The organism is Chitinophagales bacterium (assembly GCA_040877935.1).
Taxonomy (GTDB): domain Bacteria; phylum Bacteroidota; class Bacteroidia; order Chitinophagales; family CAIOSU01; genus JBBDNB01.
The window spans coordinates 34,875-53,600 of record JBBDNB010000053.1; the positions used below are offsets into that span (position 1 = coordinate 34,875).

14 protein-coding genes are annotated in these 18,726 nt (G+C 38.5%); 7 read left to right on the plus strand and 7 right to left on the minus strand.

The genetic code is table 11. The features are described from left to right. Positions 1–7: 7 nt before the first annotated feature. Entirely contained in the window at positions 8–2,500 is a 2,493-nt protein-coding gene (locus WD048_14880) for a heavy metal translocating P-type ATPase metal-binding domain-containing protein (protein MEX0813501.1), read from the minus strand. Positions 2,501–2,854: 354 nt separating this feature from the next. On the opposite strand from WD048_14880, the gene WD048_14885 reads away from it, so the two are divergent. Genes WD048_14885 through kdsA form a run of 3 tightly spaced genes read left to right on the plus strand, consistent with a single transcriptional unit; the run spans position 2,855 to position 4,529 of the window. After that, positions 2,855–3,166, plus strand: coding sequence for a hypothetical protein (locus tag WD048_14885; GenBank protein MEX0813502.1), 312 nt, complete (start codon positions 2,855–2,857; stop codon positions 3,164–3,166). Further along, positions 3,151–3,747: an SIS domain-containing protein gene (locus tag WD048_14890; protein MEX0813503.1), complete on the plus strand. Its 597-nt coding sequence runs from the start codon at positions 3,151–3,153 to the stop codon at positions 3,745–3,747. Before WD048_14885 ends, WD048_14890 begins: the two co-directional genes overlap by 16 nt. Continuing rightward, entirely contained in the window at positions 3,744–4,529 is a 786-nt protein-coding gene (kdsA, locus tag WD048_14895) for a 3-deoxy-8-phosphooctulonate synthase (GenBank protein ID MEX0813504.1), read from the plus strand. Before WD048_14890 ends, kdsA begins: the two co-directional genes overlap by 4 nt. A 27-nt stretch (positions 4,530–4,556) precedes the next feature. Here the strand turns inward: kdsA and WD048_14900 are convergent, their stop codons facing one another. Beyond that, the gene (locus WD048_14900; GenBank protein MEX0813505.1) at positions 4,557–5,174 is read right to left on the minus strand and encodes a transposase; all 618 of its coding nucleotides are present in this window, start codon (positions 5,172–5,174) and stop codon (positions 4,557–4,559) included. A 218-nt stretch (positions 5,175–5,392) separates the two neighbouring features. After that, positions 5,393–6,388: a 2-oxoglutarate and iron-dependent oxygenase domain-containing protein gene (locus WD048_14905; protein MEX0813506.1), complete on the minus strand. Its 996-nt coding sequence runs from the start codon at positions 6,386–6,388 to the stop codon at positions 5,393–5,395. A 75-nt stretch (positions 6,389–6,463) separates the two neighbouring features. Here WD048_14905 and WD048_14910 point away from each other — a divergent pair, with 75 nt between their 5' ends. Then, on the plus strand, positions 6,464–9,589 hold the full coding sequence (locus WD048_14910; protein MEX0813507.1) for a gliding motility-associated C-terminal domain-containing protein: 3,126 nt from the start codon (positions 6,464–6,466) through the stop codon (positions 9,587–9,589). Positions 9,590–9,618: 29 nt separating this feature from the next. Here WD048_14910 and WD048_14915 read toward each other — a convergent pair whose 3' ends face one another. Next, positions 9,619–9,909 carry a hypothetical protein gene (locus WD048_14915; protein ID MEX0813508.1) on the minus strand — a complete coding sequence of 97 codons (291 nt, stop codon included), beginning with the start codon at positions 9,907–9,909 and terminating at the stop codon, positions 9,619–9,621. Positions 9,910–10,018: 109 nt separating this feature from the next. Next, positions 10,019–10,309, minus strand: coding sequence for a hypothetical protein (locus WD048_14920; protein ID MEX0813509.1), 291 nt, complete (start codon positions 10,307–10,309; stop codon positions 10,019–10,021). A 111-nt stretch (positions 10,310–10,420) separates the two neighbouring features. Here WD048_14920 and WD048_14925 point away from each other — a divergent pair, with 111 nt between their 5' ends. Continuing rightward, the gene (locus WD048_14925) at positions 10,421–10,783 is read left to right on the plus strand and encodes a CoA-binding protein (protein MEX0813510.1); all 363 of its coding nucleotides are present in this window, start codon (positions 10,421–10,423) and stop codon (positions 10,781–10,783) included. Positions 10,784–10,848: 65 nt separating this feature from the next. Here WD048_14925 and WD048_14930 read toward each other — a convergent pair whose 3' ends face one another. Together WD048_14930 and WD048_14935 are read right to left on the minus strand one after the other, a co-directional pair. After that, positions 10,849–13,674: a TonB-dependent receptor gene (locus tag WD048_14930; GenBank protein ID MEX0813511.1), complete on the minus strand. Its 2,826-nt coding sequence runs from the start codon at positions 13,672–13,674 to the stop codon at positions 10,849–10,851. Between the two features lie 99 nt (positions 13,675–13,773). After that, on the minus strand, positions 13,774–16,743 hold the full coding sequence (locus tag WD048_14935; GenBank protein MEX0813512.1) for a CocE/NonD family hydrolase: 2,970 nt from the start codon (positions 16,741–16,743) through the stop codon (positions 13,774–13,776). Between the two features lie 155 nt (positions 16,744–16,898). Between WD048_14935 and WD048_14940 the strand changes: the two genes are divergently transcribed. Together WD048_14940 and WD048_14945 are read left to right on the plus strand one after the other, a co-directional pair. Beyond that, complete coding sequence (locus WD048_14940) at positions 16,899–17,732, plus strand: formimidoylglutamase (GenBank protein MEX0813513.1); 834 nt, start codon at positions 16,899–16,901, stop codon at positions 17,730–17,732. A gap of 24 nt (positions 17,733–17,756) precedes the next feature. Beyond that, the gene (locus WD048_14945) at positions 17,757–18,632 is read left to right on the plus strand and encodes an SDR family oxidoreductase (protein ID MEX0813514.1); all 876 of its coding nucleotides are present in this window, start codon (positions 17,757–17,759) and stop codon (positions 18,630–18,632) included. Positions 18,633–18,726: the final 94 nt, after the last annotated feature.

An 18,726-nucleotide genomic window follows, 5' to 3' on the forward strand; every position in this document is an offset into this window, starting at 1 on the left:
ATTGTATTCAAACTTGTTGAATTAATTTCTGCTCAATATTTCTATTGCTTTCCGTGTTATATTTCTTGTTTATATTCACTTTGTCTATCGGGTTTTGCAATCTGTGTTTTTTAGCCAAAAGCCAGGTTGATGAAGTTCCAAATGCCACAATGCTAATGGAGCTAAGCGGCATTAATATTGCTGCCAAAAGAGGAGACAGCATTCCCGCAACTGCAAATCCAATCCCTATTGTATTGTAGAGCAAAGAAATTATGAAAGCCACTTTCACCAATGCAATACTCTTTTTCGAATAATTCAAAAATTTATCCAATTTATTTAGCTCTGTTCCATCCATTATGACATCACAGGCCGGAGAAAAATTATTGATGCTGTCCGCTACCGCAATGCCTACATCACTTTTCATCAATGCACCGGCATCATTGAGGCCATCACCTACCATAATGACTTTATTTCCTTTTTCCTTAAGCCTTTCAATGTACCTGAATTTGTCATGCGGGCTTTGCCTGAAATACAAAGGCACTTCTTCGCCAAACCATTTTCTTAAAAGAGTGCTATCCGTATCGTGATCACCCGAAAGCAATGAGAGTTTGTACCTGTCTTTTAATTTTCGGATTAATCCTGAAAGTCCTTTTCGATATTGATATGCCAGGGTGAAGTAACCAATCGTTGCTCCATTGACAGAAACATAACTTTTGGCATTTAATGCTTTACGGTCATCAAGCCCTACAAATGCAGCTTTCCCCACTTTAACTCTATCTCCGTTTAACAATGCTTCCAGGCCTTTTCCGGGAATTTCCCGAAAGTGAGAGAGACTTGCTGCACCATTTTGTACACCCAGATAATCGACAATCAGGCGGCTTACAGGATGTGCTGATTGTGCACAGAGTTCAGCAATTTTTGCTTTCAATTCTAAGCTTAGTTCATTGCCAATAAATTCAACTTTTGCATTTTCACTGAGTGAAAGCGTGCCTGTTTTGTCAAACACAATATGGGTCGCTTCTGCCATGCGTTCTATTACCCAGGGATTTTTAAGATAAAACCGACTTCTGCCCAACATGCGCATAGCATTGCCCAGTGTAAATGGTGAAGACAAAGCAAGCGCACAGGGACAAGCGACAATCAATACAGATGTAAAAGCCAAAACGGCCTTTCCCCAGTCTTCCATTCCCCAGTAAATAGCTGTGAGAACAGCAATAAAAAGCACTGCAGGAGTAAAATACCGGCTCAGTTTATCGGCAAGGGAGCGTTCGTTCTTGTTTGTCTGTTGAATTGATTCCTGATTCCACAGAGAAGTGAGATAGCTCTGACTGACTTTGTTTTTTACACGAATTTTTATAGAAGGACTTTTTAGGCGACCACCAGCAAAAATACTTTGCCCGTTTTTAATCATTACCGGATCGGATTCTCCGCTTACAAAACTGTAATCTATTGCTGCTTTATCATCGAGTAAATAAGCATCGGCAGGGATTAATTCTTCGTGATAAATCTTCAATATATCTCCTACTTCTGCCTTCTCTATCGCAATGTTTTCTTTTTTGCCATTATTCAACCTGGTGACTGCAATTGGAAAATAACTTTTGTAATCGCGCTCAAAGGACAACTGCTCATAAGTTCTACTTTGAAACCATTTGCCAATCAACATAAAAAAGAGCAGTCCCGCGAGTGAATCCATATAGCCGGAGCCCGTAGCGGATAAAATTTCATAAGCACTTCTTCCGAACAATGCTATAATTCCAAGTGTAATGGGCAGATCGAGATTGAGTTCTTTTTGGCGAAGGCCTGTCCAGGCAGAACGATAGTAATCTATTGCACAGTAGAAAAAAACCGGAAGTGCAAGCAGCAAATTCAGATAACCAAACAATTCGCGAAAAGCAATGCCTCCAATATGGTTCAAACCAAGATATTCGGGAAAACTTAGCAACATGATATTGCCAAAGCAAAAACCTGCTATACCAATTTTATAAAACAGACTTCGGTCTCTGTTGATATGTGCTGCTTGCTTGTCTTTGTTTTCAATATTGATTTCAGGTTCATAGCCTATGCTGTCCACCAATTCTACCAGCTGCCGCAAGCTGATTACTTTTTCATCAAAGCGGATGCTTATCTCTTTCCGCATAAAATTCACGGTAGAAGACTGAACACCTTCTGAAAGTTTGTATAAATTTTCAAGCAACCAGATGCAAGAAGAGCAATGAATGGAAGGAATTCTAAAGACCACAGTAGACAATGTGCCATTGTTGAACCGGATCAATTCATCCCGAATATCAGCTTCATCAAGCCATGCATATTTTCCTGTTCTTTTTTCCTTACTTTTTTTTATGCCTGGAGCAGACGCTATCTGATAATAATCGGATAATTCATGTTCTTTTAAAAGGGTGTAAACAGTACTACACCCCCTGCAACAAAATGCTTTTTCGTCTTTATACAAAACGTCATCATTGCATTCATCACCGCAATGATAACAGCAAATGGCAGTTTCTATTATAGCATCTTCTTGCATTACAGACACAAAGCTACTTCTTCGTTTTAGCTAAAGCAATGAATGAACAATGCATTAATATACTCGTAAATTTATCACATACAATACGTTTTAGTTTTTTAACTATATATTTTTAACAATAACTTTCTAATATTTGACAATCAAAGTTTAACAAAATATTAAATTGATTATAATGACTGATTTAGACTAATTCTAATTTAGCTTGATTTTTAAGTTTAGCTACATATAGGTAGTTTAAAACCAAACAGAAAAAGTTCGCTGAACTAAAAATCGGAGATAGCTTGATTGGAAAGTTGTTCAGGAACTGCAGTGAGGTTCCCGCTGCCAAAAAAAAGCCCTATTTTTGGGCTCATTATGGACATATTTGTAGATATTGACAATACGGTGATGCATACAGAAGGTACGGACTATGAAAAATCCACGCCCATGCAGGAAAATATTGAAAGGGTGAACAAGTTGTACGATGAAGGACATTACATCGTTTACTGGACTGCGCGCGGAATGAAATCCGGGCTGGACTGGACGGAACTTACAGAGAAACAGCTAAAAGCTGCCGGTGCCAAATATCATGAATTGCGTCTGACCAAACCACCTTACGATGTTTTTATTGATGATAAAGTAGTGAATTCACGAGATTGGGAAAAAGGAAAATGGCTTCCAGAATAAACAGGGCAAAAGAAATTCTGCTTCAGGAAAGCGAAGCGATCAAAAACATTCCACTTGACGATCATTTGGAAACGGCACTGCAATGGCTGGGCAATTGCAAGGGGAAAGTAGTGGCAAGCGGCATGGGCAAAGCGGGAATTATCGCACGAAAAGTAGCGAGCACCTTTGCCTCAACAGGTACGCCCGCTATTTTTCTGCATCCGGGCGAGGCGCAACATGGTGATTTGGGAATTTTGGGCAGAAAGGATCTGCTTTTGGTTTTTTCAAATTCTGGAAAAACCCGGGAAATTCTGGAATTGATTTTTCTCGCAAAACAATTGCACCCAGAGATAAAAGTGATTGGAATTACCTCAAATCCCAAAGCCGAAATCAAGCAAGAAGTAGATTTAATCCTCAATATTGGAAATATGAAAGAAGCCTGTCCCCTGGAAATGGCGCCCACTACCTCTACTACTGCAATGCTGGCACTGGGTGATGTGCTTTGTATGCTGGTGATGGAAGAAAAAGGGATTACAAAAGCAGATTTCGAAAAACGACACCACGGGGGGTATCTTGGTGAGCAAATCAGAAGAAAAAAATGAAAAAATTTATACTCATATCAGGGCCATGTGTGGTTGAAAATGAAGCTGTAGTGATGCAGGTAGCGGAGCATGTAAAAGCACTTGCAGAAAAACTGGGCTGGGAATATGTGTTTAAAAGCTCCTACAAAAAGGCCAACCGCAGCCGCCTGGAAAATTTCACCGGCATATACAGGGATGAAGCCTTCAGGATTTTAGAAAAAGTAAAAACAGAACTGGAACTTCCCATTCTTACGGATATTCATGAAGCACATGAAGCAGCAGAAGCAGCAGAAGTTGCCGATTATTTGCAAATCCCCGCTTTTCTTTGCCGACAAACGGATTTATTGCAAGCAGCAGGAAAAACTGGTAAATGGGTGAATATTAAAAAAGGGCAATTTGCTGCACCCGATGCAATGGGTTTTGCACTGGAAAAAGTACGGGCAAGCGGTAATGAAAAAGTAATGCTAACGGAGCGCGGCACTACATTTGGCTATCAGGATTTGGTGGTGGATTTCCGCTCTATTCCTGAAATGCAGAAATTCAATTGCCCGGTAATTATGGACGCCACTCACTCCTTGCAACAACCCAATCAACAGAGCGGTGTTTCGGGTGGTCGGCCAGAATTGATCGAAACCATTTGCCGAGCTGGAATTGCCGTTGGCTGCGATGGACTTTTCATTGAAACACATCCCAATCCCGCAGAAGCACTGAGCGATGGAAAAAATATGCTGCACCTGGACAAAATGGAAGCTTTACTTAAAAAGTGTGAGGTTTTGAGAGAGGCTGTAGAGAAAATAGGATAAAACACGGTTAAGTTTTCTGTTCCAAAATCAATCATAAAACTTGTCGTCTTTCCAATTAGCGGGATTGTTTTCGATGTATATACTGATCTTATGAAATTCCGCTTCATCCCTTATAATGTGATCGTGAAACTTGGATTGCCAGGCAAAACCAAATTCAAGACGATTGCAATGTTTGGTTACTGCAGATTTATATCCGCCTACAATAGATGAAATGGTATTCTTTCCCTGGTTTTGAAATCTTTGCTGTCCAATGGATTTTTTTGTTAGGTCTTGGTTCTGTTGGTTTGGTAGATCCCGTAGAGACAAGGCATGCCTTGTCTCTACGGGATCTACAGGGTCAATATCTTTTGGGCCAGAATTACCCAACATATCATTACCTTTCAATATCAATATGCCATGCACATGATTTGGCATAATTACATATTTGCCAAGCTCTATGTTTTTCGCATGATTCTTGATCTCATTCCAACATATATCTGCAATTACCCCTACATGTGACAATTGCATTTTCCCATTTGATATCTCACCGAAAAAATGTTCCCGTTCTTTGGTGCAAATGGTAATGAAATAAGAAGCTGCCCAGCTATAATCCCACCACTGGGCTCTTGCTGAAGAGGGTCTATATTTGTTTTTGTAGTTGCCCATTTTATAAAAAACACTATTGATTAGTGAGAAATAAATGTAATGATAATTTTATAAATATTGTATTTTGGTGTATTTGTTGAATTGCGATATTCATTTAGAAAGCAAAGAAAGAGACTCTCTTTCAAAGACTTGGTAGCCACAAGGCATGCCTTGTGGCTACCAAGCTACTCTGACAGGCATGCCTTGATGCTACATTTGACAGACTACCTATGAATCCTTTAATTCAACCCATCCTTCAAATCCGGAAACACCTTGCCTACTTTTTGCAATAGATATTCCCCATAAGTACCACCAAAGGCATGCACATCTTCTTTGTCCCAACGCTGTTGGTAATCATCTTGTGTGGGATTGTGGGTGACAATTTTTTTGATTTCAGCATCAAATGAAGGGTCAAAGAAAAATGGAAATGAGAGGCGACCCTTGCCAGAAGTGTTCCGCACCCGATGTGGTGTGGATTTGTACAATCCCCCTGTCATTTTATCCAGCATATCGCCAATATTGCAGATAAAGGTATTCTCTATGGGAGGCGCATCTATCCATTGACCTTTACTTTTCACCTGCAATCCCCCAGATGTATCTTGTTTTAAAATAGTGAGCAAACCATAGTCGGTATGTTCACCAACACCCCAATTTTCAGATGCTTCTTCCTGAGCAGGATAGTGAAAAATACGAAACAACAAAGTGGGATCGTATGTAAATTTCCTGTGAAAAAAATCTTCCTCAAGTCCAACACTAAGCGAAATGCCTTTCATCAAAGCGTGACCAATTTGCTCGAGCTTGGACATATATTCCAAAACAAACGCTTTCATCTCTGAAGGATATTCAGGAAAAAGGTTTGAGCCATGTAGTGGAATTCCAGCTTTTACTTTTGGGTGTGTGCTATCCAGCTCGCTACCAAAATACAAACCTTCTTTCTGGTCGGGCTTGCCGGATGTCAATTCATCGCCAATTGGAAAATATCCACGCCAGGCCTTTCCACCTTTTTGCATGGAAATTTTCATTTTCTCCTCAAGCGGAAGTTCAAAAAATACTTTGCTAAGTGCTTCTAGCTTGTTTTGAAGATCTCCAGAAATGGAATGGCCAGAAATATAGAAAAAGCCATTTTTCCTACAAGCTTGGGCTATTTCCTTGATAGTTTTATTGTAAGATCCAGAATCACTATTAGAGGCAAATAATGGCTCAATGTCAATAATTGGGATTTTGTGTGGTATCAAATCTTCAATATTTGCTGCTTAATGTTGTAAATTTATGAAATTCAAAGGGTGATCAGGTATAATAAATATTCAGACATGAGATTTATCATAGTTGTTTTCTTGATTTTAGTTTCAGAATGCACCTTTGCTCAAGGGGAAGCAAATATCTGGTATTTTGGAAGCAATGCTGGAGTTGATTTTAACGGTGGAGCACCAGTAGCCTTAACCAATGGTGCACTAAACACAATTGAGGGTTGTGCCTCGATATCTGACAAAAATGGCAACCTGATTTTTTATACAGATGGTATTTTTGTATACAACCGCAACCATCAACAAATGCCCAATGGCTTTGGATTGTTTGGAAATCCCACGGCTGCACAATCAGGTTTAATTGTGCCTCAGCCAGGAAATCCAAATTTATTTATTGTATTTACAGTAGATGGCGCAGGTGGCCCTAACGGCTTTAGGTATTCTGAAGTAGATATGACTTTAGATAATGGAAATGGTGATGTAATTGCAGCGAATAAGAACACGTTACTTTTTGCTCCTTCTGTTGAAAAATTAACAGCAGTTAAACACGATAATGGCTTAGATGTATGGGTATTGTCTCATGGACTGAACAACAACAGGTATTATGCCTATCTGGTAGATTGTGATGGAGTAAATTCCCCTGTAATTTCAGATATAGGCTCAGTAGAAGGGGCTCCAGGCTGGGGTTATTTAACCGCTTCGCCAAATGGAGTAAAACTAGCTTCAGCAATGCGCACTGTAGGTTTTGAATTATATGATTTTGATAGATCTACCGGGATAGTATCGAATCCGATAAATTTAGGTCAGGGTGGATCTTGCTACGGTGTTGCTTTTTCCCCAAATAATAATTTACTCTATGGATTGTCCATCCAAGGGGGGGCATTGGTTCAATGGAATTTACAGGCAGGAACCCCAGCTGATATTATAAATTCAGCACAAAATTTAGGGGCTGTCCCAGGAACCGGAACTCCATACCGAGGCGGAGCCATTCAACAGGGTCCTGATGAGAAACTTTATCTTCCAGATTATGGCAGACCATTTCTAACAGCCATCAATAACCCCAATGTAGTTGGTCCTGGTTGTAATGTACAGCCTAATGCTGTTAACCTCCAAGGCAGAAATGCAATTTTAGGACTGCCTCCATTCATACAAAGTTTTTTTGATACTACATTGGCCATTAACTATTCAGGTACTTGTATTGGTCAGCCTACGGATTTTACCATTAGCGGAAATACCACATTTTTTGATTCTGTACGCTGGCATTTTGACGATCCTATATCTGGCCCTCAGAACACTTCTACACAACTTAACCCCTCTCATAATTACACTATTCCCGGCTCTTATAATGTAGCATTGATCAAATATTTGGCCTGTATTGTAGATACTAGTTTGCAGGAAATAGTCATTCCCAATAGGCCGCTTTCCAATCAAAATGTTTCAATTTGTGCCAATGACAGTTTTTCGCTTCCAAGTGGTACTGTAGTATATTCCGCTGGTATTTACAATGACACCATTAGTGATTTAAATGGTTGCGACAGCATTGTTGTCACAGATTTAAGTATTGATCCTGTTTATTCAACAGAATTATTCGATACCATTTGCCAGGGAGAAACTTTTATGCTCCCAAATGGAAATCCAGTCAATGCTACAGGCACTTATAATAGTGACTTTAGTTCCATAAATGGCTGTGATAGTACAGTGATAACCAACCTTATCGTAAATCCTATTTCCGCAAGTATTGTCAACCCTGAAATATGCGAAAATGAAACCTATACCTTGCCTTCGGGAGGAATTGTAGATTCATCGGATACCTATTTAGATACACTTCAAAATCAATTTGGCTGTGACAGCGTCATTACAATTAATCTGACTGTTCATCCCATATTTACCGATAGTTTAGACATTATGATTTGTGAGAATGAATCGCATATTTTACCTGATGGAAATGCTGTTGACAGCGCAGGTGTCTATAATACCATGCTTAGTTCTGTTCAGGATTGTGATAGCTTAATTGTAACTACGCTAGTATTAATGCCTGTCTTTCAAACTGATGTATTTGATACCATTTGTTTAGGCGAGAACTATATATTGCCAGACGGCCGCAGTGTAGATTCTGAAGGCGAATACCTTAATGAATTGAGTTCCCAATCTGCATGTGATAGTTTGGTGAATATTATTTTGACAGTACTTAATCCAAGTGCTGAAACACAGTCTGAAGATATTACATGCTTTGGCGCAAATGATGGTTCAGCAAGAGTTAGTGGCGGTGGTAGCATATCGCCTTATAATTATGAGTGGGAGACTGGGAATGCCACAAATGCCATTGATGGTTTATCTCCAGGAGCATACTCTATTACTGTACAAGATGCTTTTGGGTGTGCAGATACCGTATCTGTAGTCATCAATGAGCCCGATTCACTGACATTTACCATTTCAACACAAAATGTTTCTTGCTTTGAAAACAATGATGGTACAATAAGTATCAATCCTTCAGGTGGCACTGCTCCTTATCAACTTTTGGTAAATGGAAATGCGCAAACATCAACAACCGCAAATAATCTTCCGGCAGGAAGCTATTCCCTTGAAGTTTTGGATGAAAACAACTGTAGCTCAAGTACATCCGTAGAATTGACTCGGCCAGATAGTATTGCTTATTCTTATGAACCTGAAAATCCAGAAATGGAACTGGGCGAGACTTTGGAAATGTTTTTCAGTTCAAATTACGACCCAATGGCCAATTATATCTGGGAATCCACAGAAATTAGCTGTAATAATTGCAATGATCCCGGTATTAACTTTACTGCTTCCGATTCGCTAAGGGGAGCTATAGAAGTGATGTCAGATAATCAAACAGGTATTATTTGCTCTAGGGATATTTCTGTTTTTATAGAAGTGGACGATAGCAGAAATTTATTTTTCCCAAATGCTTTCAGCCCCAATGGCGATGGTGAAAATGATTTGTACAGGATTTATGGAAATTTCAATTCTGTTCGGACTTTTAGCTTTAGAATATTTGATCGCTGGGGCGAATTGGTCTTCGAATCAGATGATCCAGAATTCTCCTGGGATGGCAATTTATCAAACGGAACAGAATCCTATATTGGCGTATATACCTATAGCGCAGTGTACTCCTTTCTTGGTTCTAACCAAGAAGTTAAGAACATAAAAGGCAGTATTACGCTAATAAGATAGTGTTAATAATACCTTTGATTTTAATAAATTTAACAAAGATGAATATCGACAATTGCTGAAACGGGAATTGTAGTGCCGCCCTTTAATATCACGTTGTTTTCAGTAGTTGCCCAAATTGTTGTTTCAACCATTTTGCGCCCGTCCATACTTTCAAAGATTATCTTTACTTTATGCCGATAGCTATTGCCCAGCAACATACCCATGTACAATAAATTGTGGATTTTTTTTCTCTCAATCTTGTTGCGCTGTGTGTTTTCTTTGAAAAATTCAAGTTCTTTTACTTGCTCTTTTTCAATTTTGTTGATCATTAAATTTTCCATAGGCACAAAGATTTTATTTATTATACCGAAAAGTGGCATAATAAGTTACAAATAATTCCAAATAAATCATTGTGTCTTTAGAAAAAAATATTTTTTCTATGGCATTATTCTATACAAAAGTAATCTCATCAATATTCACAAGGTCTATAAAATTATCATTTGGAGTGATTAGAAAATTTTCTAAAACCATGAAATCAACAATTATCATTTCCCTGGAAGCAAAATTTGCTTTTAATTTCACTTTAAGTGATTTGTTAAATAATTTACAGATCAAAGAAGCGTGTTGTAGTTGTTCTTTTTTATGAGCTGTTTTTGGCTTTCTTCGATTTCTTCTTTTAAGCGCAAGTTGAACATTCAATCTATCCAATAAGCGGTTCATTCGTTCAGTTCGATTTTCCATTATGCCTGGTTTGGTTTGTTGTTTCCTTTTACCCTATCTTTTGGAAATTGTTTCAATTTTCTTAAGCTTTTTTGCGTATTTTCTTGTTAGGTATTGGAAAGATCAAAAATTATGGGTAAGAAAACTTTAGTATTAGGTGCATCTGAAAATGAACATCGCTATTCAAACAAAGCGATTAAAAAACTTCGCAACTATAATCATCCGGTACTAGCGCTGGGGAAAAGAGAAGGGAAAGTAGCTGATGTCTTTATTGAAAACACAGTGAAAGAATGGCAGGATATAGATACTTTGACAATATATTTGAACCCTGCAAATCAAAAGCAGTATTACGATCAAATTTTAAAATGGCAGCCCAAAAGAATCATCTTCAATCCCGGAGCAGAAAACCCTACGCTTGAAAAACTGGCTAATGAAAATGGCATTACTACGGAAAATGCCTGTACTTTGGTAATGCTCTCAAATAATATTTACTAAAAAGAGGGATGCCTTTATGACATCCCTCTTATTAACCTGAGCTCGATAATTATATGTGTTCCAGCTTATCGTTTGAAATTCATATCAAACAAAACTGAAGCATAAACTCTAGTACCGATAAGAGGTGTACCATATGAAGTTCTGTATTTTTGGTTGGTAAGGTTTGATCCACCAACACTAAAAGTGAGATAATAGTCTGGCAATTGATAGTTCAACTGTGCATCCAATATATTGAAGCTTTCTACCTGTCCATCACCAAAAGAACTTTCCCAGAAATAATCATCAACCCATTTCCAATTTACGTTAAAGCCCAAGCCTTTCCAGATCATTTTGCCCTGTACGCCCAGGTTCATTTTGTGTTTTGGGGTGTTAAACCCTGGAATAATTGGGTCAGTCAGGTCGTCAGTATTGATATCTGCATAAGTATAATTTGCAGATGCACTGTAGCCTTTTCCAAAATAATAAGACAAGCCCAGCAAAAATCCCCATGAACGAACAGTTTCTTTTGCATTTACCTTTATCTGGTAAAGTTCGTATTCTTCAGTAATAATGGCATCTTCTCCGCTTTGCTCACCGGCTTTTCCATCCCCTAATGGACGAACTACACGAATATCCCCGATAAAATTTTTGTACCAGTTATAATATACTGTTGCATCGACATAGAATTTCTTAAAAAATACACCCCTGTATCCCAATTCAATAGTTCTTACTTGTTCTGGTTGAACAGGCTGCAAAGTTATTGAGTCGAGCAAGGAAGGATCTATTTCTCCAACATATTCTTCAACCCCTGCAGAATTTGGTTTAGTTGAATCTTTCATGGCGTTAAAATCCTGTACAGATTCCCATGTGTACAAATTTTCAAATCCATTAATATTTCCAAGCAATTTAATTGGTCCTAAATCGAGCTGAATATATTGATCTTGAAGTGTTGGTGCCCGGAAAGCAGACTGTCCTGATAAACGAAAATTGTGTTGGTTCCAGTTGAAAAGTATAGATCCTTTGGGCGACCATTGCCCATTGAAATTTTGGTGTTTATCGTAGCGAATTGAACCGATCAATTTCAAGTGATCGTCAAAAAACTCACGCGATATCTGGGTAAACATACCAAACTCATAGGTGTTAAGATTAACAAATTCAGCATCAGTGTCGGGGTTTCCGTTTTCCAGTGTATCCGCAGGATTTACCAGGGTATCTCTGAAAATAGTACCAAATGATCTAGGTTGATACATTCTGAAAGACCCCCCCATTAAAATATCAATTTCTTTTGTCCACAATTCCCCTTTCCATGCCAAAGGATTAAATTGAAGGTCAATATGCTGTAGAGAAGATTCATCAACAAATTTTGATCCTTCTTGCAAATCTGGATTGTTGATTGTTGCTTGATAAATTGAATCAAACTCATGTGTACCGGGTTGAAACCAAGCCCCATCGGCAGCAACTCTTGCAACAGAGTCTGCGTATTCTACATCTTCAATATCCGTTTCGTCAGGATCGAAATCTGTAAGGGTGTCCAATTGTTCAAAATAAGTACTGAGGTATTCACCTATCCACTCAGGGACACCTTGTCTGGAAAGATTATTAGCAGTAAACACCATATCGTAGGAATCCCCGGCATTTTCTTTTGTGGTATAACCGCGAATTGTAAAATACTTTCCACTCAATTCAAGTTGATGTTGCTGAAAAGTGATATTGTTGATGCTATAGCGGTTTGACCCCTGATAAATACCTGTACCTCTACCAAATTTATAGTTATAGGATGCTTCAAGGTTATCATTTATTTTATAATGGGCTGCTGCAGCAATTTTCAAACTTTTTGTACGATAATCAGCTATTTCAACTTCATCGTATCCGGGTGCGTGAATTTCTTTTTTCCCGGGAGCAGCCTCAGGTGCAAAGTCCAGATACCCAGTAGTTAATTTAATATAGGTTTCGCGGTCTTCGGGGTCAATGGTTTCATCTTCAGCAAGTTCATATAAAATCTTTGTAAGATCCTGAGTTGTTTCAATATCCCCATAACGATTGGCTACTGAATCATTAGCTTCCCAGTCATCAATTTCCATGTAACCGGCAGTTAATTTTACAGCAAATTTTTCCTTTTCTCCAAATGCCTGTGCATAGCGCGCCTGAATATCATAATACCCTCTATTCCCTCCTTTGACCTGGGCACTGACTCCTTGGTAATCAAATGGATTCTTTGTTTTCATACTTATTGCACCCTGGAATGCATTAGGGCCATAAAGTGCAGACGCGGGTCCGGAAATTATCTCAACACTCTCCAAATCAATATCAGGTGCGCCTACCAAATTACCTACAGGAAAATTAAGTCCCGGTGCCTGATTGTCCACTCCATCAACGAACTGCACAATACGGACTGGTGCAGTAGTATTAAAACCTCTAGTATTAAATACCTTAAACCCTTCACTGGCCATTATCATATCCACTCCTTTAAGGCTGCCCATACTTTCATAGAAATCACCTGAAGCAGAAGTTTTAATGTCTGAAGTGTTCATTTTTTGAATTTCCAAGGGAGCTTCCATAAGTGATTCGCTTACTCGAGAAGCTGTTACTACAACTTCCTGCCCTGGAATAATAGCCGGTCTCAGGTTAATAGTTACATTTTCATTAAATGGCACAGTGAATGTAATTTTTTTCTGTTCATAACCCACGTAAGAAATAAGTATATCAACGCGGTCTACATCTCCAATATTGAGCTCGAAATTACCTTCAAGATCAGTAACTGTTCCTTTATTACTGCCTTCGATAAGAACATTCACAGCTACAAGTGCTTCTTTAGTTTGCTCGTCCTGTACTTTTCCTCTTAGGGTATTTTGGGCAATAGATTGACTTAAACATAGCGACAGTAGCGCTATAATACAAACAAATTTCTCCATGATGAACGGTTCATTTTTTCGGGGAATCCCCTTTTTCCAAAAAAAAATATTTATTGATAAATTGAGCATAGACGACAAGTGTGCTTTGCGAAAAATTATTTATTGAACAATAATTTTACGCATCACCCTTTGCTCAGGATTTCTAGTATCGCGAATATCTACCAGATACATGCCTTTGTCAAAATTGCTGACATCAAGGTTCGTATTGTCACTGAACCTGCTTTCATACACAACTTTCCCCATCAGGTCATTGATGATGAGGGTGTATTCCTCAGAGGCGTTCATGTAAATATTAACCATATTTGAACTTGGATTTGGATAAATCATTGCATCAAGTTCAAAATCAGAATTATACACATTATCTACAATATTTGTGTAATTCTTATTATAAACAGGTAAAGTAATTTTAGTAGGATACTCAGGGGAATGTGCAATGCGCTGTACTGCAATTCTGGGCTCCATCTCCTCGCCTTGGTAAACATATGTTTTACCATCATTGGGTTGTCGTCTGAAAAATTCGCCTTCTTCTATAGGAAGGTTGGGATTAACTTGATAGCGATTGTGGTTGCTACTGCTGATCAGCACTTTTATTTTATGTCCTTTTCCCCAGGTATAAGCAATAGGCATTAGTCCAAATCGGTATTCATAAATTTGCCCAATCTCGATATTGGTAAAAGGGATATTAGGGTCTTCTGGTCCCTCGAGCAATTGCCTTGCATAATCTCTACCTCTTGCATTTACACAGCCTTCAACTACAAAGTACTCCCGGCCATCGGGATAAACATCTAAAATTCTCACAAAGAAATCGGTATCAGTAGGGCCTGATACTTTTCCTCCGGGATTTGTTTTAGCATAAACAGTGGCATTTGGAAATCCTATAATACACATAGAATCCTGAGTTACTTCATAACTGTACTGAACTACACCAGGATGGTTTAAAGTATATGGTGAATAGCGTGGGTCGGCAAGATTCATCTGCCCCTGACTATCTCTGTCCCCATCAGGAGTACTTACGATCATATTTCCGCCACCATGCGTTTTTACAGGGCTATCAGGGTCGTGTATATAAATACTATATCCTTCATTTTCTGTAGGAGAAGTGGTGTTCAGATCACCATTTTTATGTAAATACATATCCCTCCATTCAATATTATTAACTATTGGGAAAGTATCTGTATGAAACCAATAATTACCAAGTGCTTCGTTATCAGCATTACCATCGTTATTGGGGCCCACAACGTAAAATCTAACATCAGCAATACTTTCATAATCGACAGAATCAATAGCAGATGTGATTTCTGAACCTGTAAATTCAGGCAAAAGTGGTTCGTCAAATGCAGGAACATCATAACTTATATTCTGAATATTGCCTTTAATATTTAATTCAATTGGAACTCCAGGCAATTCTCCCTCTCCAATTAATAAGTTGATTAAACCATTAAATGGCAATTTATAATCTTCAGCTGGAATTCTGATATATATACTATCTCCAATTTCTTGCCAATCATTACTTTCGGGAATCAAAGCTGTTGGTAAACCAATATTTGCATAGTTATTATAATTAAGATTGTATCTAAACCAGGAGATAAGTTCGGATTGAAGTACTTTATCAACTTCAATCTTGTCTATATCGATATCACTAAGATCAAACCCCATGATATCAGCAACATTGTCTTTATATACCATGTCTCCAGTTTCTGTACCACCAATAGTTTGATGTGCCCAGGGACCAATTACAAGTTTTTGCAGACCTTTATTTTTTCCTTGAATATTTTCTCTCATTTTACGCCAGGTATCTATCTGTCCATCAGTAAAAATATCCCACCAACCTGACAAGTGATAGGCAGGAACATCCATATTGGTATATCTTGAATAATTAAGATTGGGAAGGGGTTCTTGAATGCCTTCGTATCCATTTGGATTAAGTGCACCCACAACAGATTCTCCTTGGGCATTTACAGGAGCAAAACTTGCATCCATTTCAGTACGACCGGGTGAATTGGGGTAATAACCAGCAGGGCCGAGACCATTACCATCACCAGATTCATACCGAACACTTATAAAGTGATCAATTGCCAGGTTAGCTGCATCAAATTTATTGGGAAGCCCGTAGTCAAATGGAGTATGTAAATCATTAAACTCGTCATTGTCAAATTGAATAGAATCATCTTCTACATCAAAAATTTGACCTCTTATCCATCCTGTAACAATTCTTTCCCTTAAAACACCATTTTGAAAGCCTGTATATTTGTAATGTTCATTTGTGGCTACAATTGGCAATAAACATTTTAAGCCAGCAGTATCTGGATTAATAGGATGCGCTGCAGCTGCTTGGTATTGGGTATTCCCAAGGGCTGATGCCCCAAACATCCCAACACTTCCATTGCAAAATTTAAATGTATCCATAACACCATCCCTGTCCACATCGTAAAACCTCTCCAGATCATTCAAAATGTATTGAATACTCCAGTATCCGTCTTCATGTTTGTTGCCATTTCTTTTGTCGGCTAAGTCTGTACGGTCCAAAACATGCCCATAATTGTTGTGATAGGCATTTTTATTCCACCCGTCAGAAAGCATAGGCATATAAACTCCCTCTGAAGAATAGCGCCCGCGCATATCCTGTAAAGCATAGGCATAACCCATAATGGAAATAATCCTGCCTGTAATATCTCCTTTTTTGTTATAAGGTGTTCTTGTGAAGATAAAAGGCAACTGGTAAGCATTTCTATCTTCAACCGAATCTACTGGTTGCCCATTGAAATCCTCATAAATAAACAATTGTGTACCGCGCTTGATTACTTCAAATGTAACAACAGGGTCTAAATCAGGAATTGGCAATGGAAATTCTGAAGCTTCAAAGCTTACAGTAAGGCAATCCTGCAATACAGGCACAAAGACATCAGTCTTTAAAACAGTGCCATCCGGCATCACAACATCCTTGGTAATAATTGTAGAAAATTCCTCGATATTATCGAGTTGTCCGTTAAGGTTGACTTGGGCTGTAGAGTTGTTAAGACATAATAAAACACAGCAAATCCAAATCAACAGGTTTTTTGTTTGGTTCATTTCACCTTTGGTTTGAGTTATTAGTAAATAAAGTAAAAAGGGCAAACCCTTTTTTTTAGAAAAATGAAGTTAACAGTTTTTTAACTAAAATTTAACTAAATAAAAATCATGCTAAAGATCAATGGGCTTTTTTATTAGTTTTAGCAAAAAAAATCATGCAATCATTTTTCCTTCTTGGCTGTGAAGATGACAGAGCAGTTGCTAACAATAATGGACGAATTGGGGCAGCAAAAGGACCGGAAATATTTCAACATTTTTTTAAAAAGACAAAAAGCAGAGGGAAATGGCCCGAAGTATTGGCTGAATTAAATTTAATAAGCCCTGAAAAAGATATTGCTTCAACCCATATAAAAGTAGCGACTGAGCTTAGTAGAGGACATCAAAAATCTCCATACAGTATTTTTATCGGGGGTGGTCACGATTATGCATACCCACATTTATCAGGAGTTAAAAATTCTATCAGTGGCGAACTGGGCTGTATCAATATCGATCCGCATTTTGATCTTCGAAAACCCAGCCCTGAAATTTTAAGCGGTTCTCCTTTTTATATGGCAATAGAAAAGGGAGTAATTAAAGGTGAAAACTTAGTGGAGTTTGGTATTGGAGAACACTGTAATGGGCAGGAGCTTTGGGATTATGCAGAGGCTAAAAATATAGAAGTGCATACATTTCCTGAGTTAAGACAAGCCAATAAAGTTTTACAGTTTAATAAAGTCTTAAAAGCACTTTCTAAAAGGGTGGATAAAATTGTGCTCAGTATTGATCTAGATGCTATACAGGCAGCATACGCTCCTGGCGTATCAGCCCCTGCAGCAGAAGGTTTTACCCCTTCAGAAGTTTTGCAAATGACAGCCATTGCAGCTTCTGAAGAAAAAGTGCTTTCTTTGGGGATATACGAACTCAATCCCAAATACGATATTGACGACCGAACAGCAAGACTTGCAGCTTTGCTCGCTTTTGAGTTTATAAAAACAAAAGATAGATACTGAATTAACACTAAAAAATGTAAAACAATGAACACTTATCAGCAACCCATGATGCGAGATGATGCTCTAAAAGGCAAAACAATTTTAATTACAGGTGGAGGCAGCGGCCTCGGAAAATCTATGGGGACTTACTTTTTAAAACTGGGTGCAAACTTGGTTATTACCAGCAGAAAGCTTGACCGTTTGAAAGAAACTGCCAAAGAAATGGAAAAAGAAACCGGTGGTAAAGTTTTGCCTCTGCAATCGGATGTGCGCAACTATGAAGAGGTAGAAAAAGTAAGAGATGCTGCCATTGCTGAATTTGGAAAAGTAGATGTGCTTGTGAACAATGCTGCCGGAAATTTTATCAGCCCTACAGAAAGATTGTCGCATCGCGCTTTTGAATCTATTATTGGAATCGTTTTGCAGGGTTCAATTAATTATACCCTTGCATTTGGCAAACACTGGATAAAAGAAAAACAAGCCGGAACGGTACTCAATACATTAACAACCTATGCCTTTACAGGAAGTGCCTATGTAGTACCCTCTGCATGTGCCAAAGCAGGAGTGCTTGCAATGACGCGCTCCCTGGCTGCCGAATGGGGAAAATACAAAATCCGGTTGAATGCTGTTGCGCCAGGTCCTTTTCCTACCAAAGGTGCTTGGGACAGATTGATGCCCGAAAATTTGCAGAAAAAATTCGATCCTGCACAAAAGGTTCCTGTGGGAAGAAATGGAGAACATCAGGAACTGGCCAATCTTTGTGCTTATCTGGTTTCCGATTTTTCAGCTTATGTAAATGGCGAAATCATAACCATAGATGGCGGAGAGTGGATCAAAGGTGCCGGACAATTTAATGGGTTGGAGATGGTTCCTGAAGAAATGTGGGATCAGATTGAGCAAATGACAAGGTCAGCCAAGTAACCTATCATATAACTAAACTGCTTTCTTCCTGATAATCAGATAAAACCCAGTTGTCAAAATAGATAATAGGAGCATCGCTCATAGGTGAACTGAG

What these genes read in the sequence shown, in the direction of transcription:
- WD048_14880 (MEX0813501.1), bottom strand. Translation starts at nt 2,500, where the DNA reads ATGCAAGAAGATGCTATAATAGAAACTGCCATTTGCTGTTATCATTGC.
- WD048_14885 (MEX0813502.1), top strand. Translation starts at nt 2,855, where the DNA reads ATGGACATATTTGTAGATATTGACAATACGGTGATGCATACAGAAGGT.
- WD048_14890 (MEX0813503.1), top strand. Translation starts at nt 3,151, where the DNA reads ATGGCTTCCAGAATAAACAGGGCAAAAGAAATTCTGCTTCAGGAAAGC.
- kdsA (MEX0813504.1), top strand. Translation starts at nt 3,744, where the DNA reads ATGAAAAAATTTATACTCATATCAGGGCCATGTGTGGTTGAAAATGAA.
- WD048_14900 (MEX0813505.1), bottom strand. Translation starts at nt 5,174, where the DNA reads ATGGGCAACTACAAAAACAAATATAGACCCTCTTCAGCAAGAGCCCAG.
- WD048_14910 (MEX0813507.1), top strand. Translation starts at nt 6,464, where the DNA reads ATGAGATTTATCATAGTTGTTTTCTTGATTTTAGTTTCAGAATGCACC.
- WD048_14915 (MEX0813508.1), bottom strand. Translation starts at nt 9,909, where the DNA reads ATGGAAAATTTAATGATCAACAAAATTGAAAAAGAGCAAGTAAAAGAA.
- WD048_14920 (MEX0813509.1), bottom strand. Translation starts at nt 10,309, where the DNA reads ATGGAAAATCGAACTGAACGAATGAACCGCTTATTGGATAGATTGAAT.
- WD048_14925 (MEX0813510.1), top strand. Translation starts at nt 10,421, where the DNA reads ATGGGTAAGAAAACTTTAGTATTAGGTGCATCTGAAAATGAACATCGC.
- WD048_14930 (MEX0813511.1), bottom strand. Translation starts at nt 13,674, where the DNA reads ATGGAGAAATTTGTTTGTATTATAGCGCTACTGTCGCTATGTTTAAGT.
- WD048_14935 (MEX0813512.1), bottom strand. Translation starts at nt 16,743, where the DNA reads ATGAACCAAACAAAAAACCTGTTGATTTGGATTTGCTGTGTTTTATTA.
- WD048_14940 (MEX0813513.1), top strand. Translation starts at nt 16,899, where the DNA reads ATGCAATCATTTTTCCTTCTTGGCTGTGAAGATGACAGAGCAGTTGCT.
- WD048_14945 (MEX0813514.1), top strand. Translation starts at nt 17,757, where the DNA reads ATGAACACTTATCAGCAACCCATGATGCGAGATGATGCTCTAAAAGGC.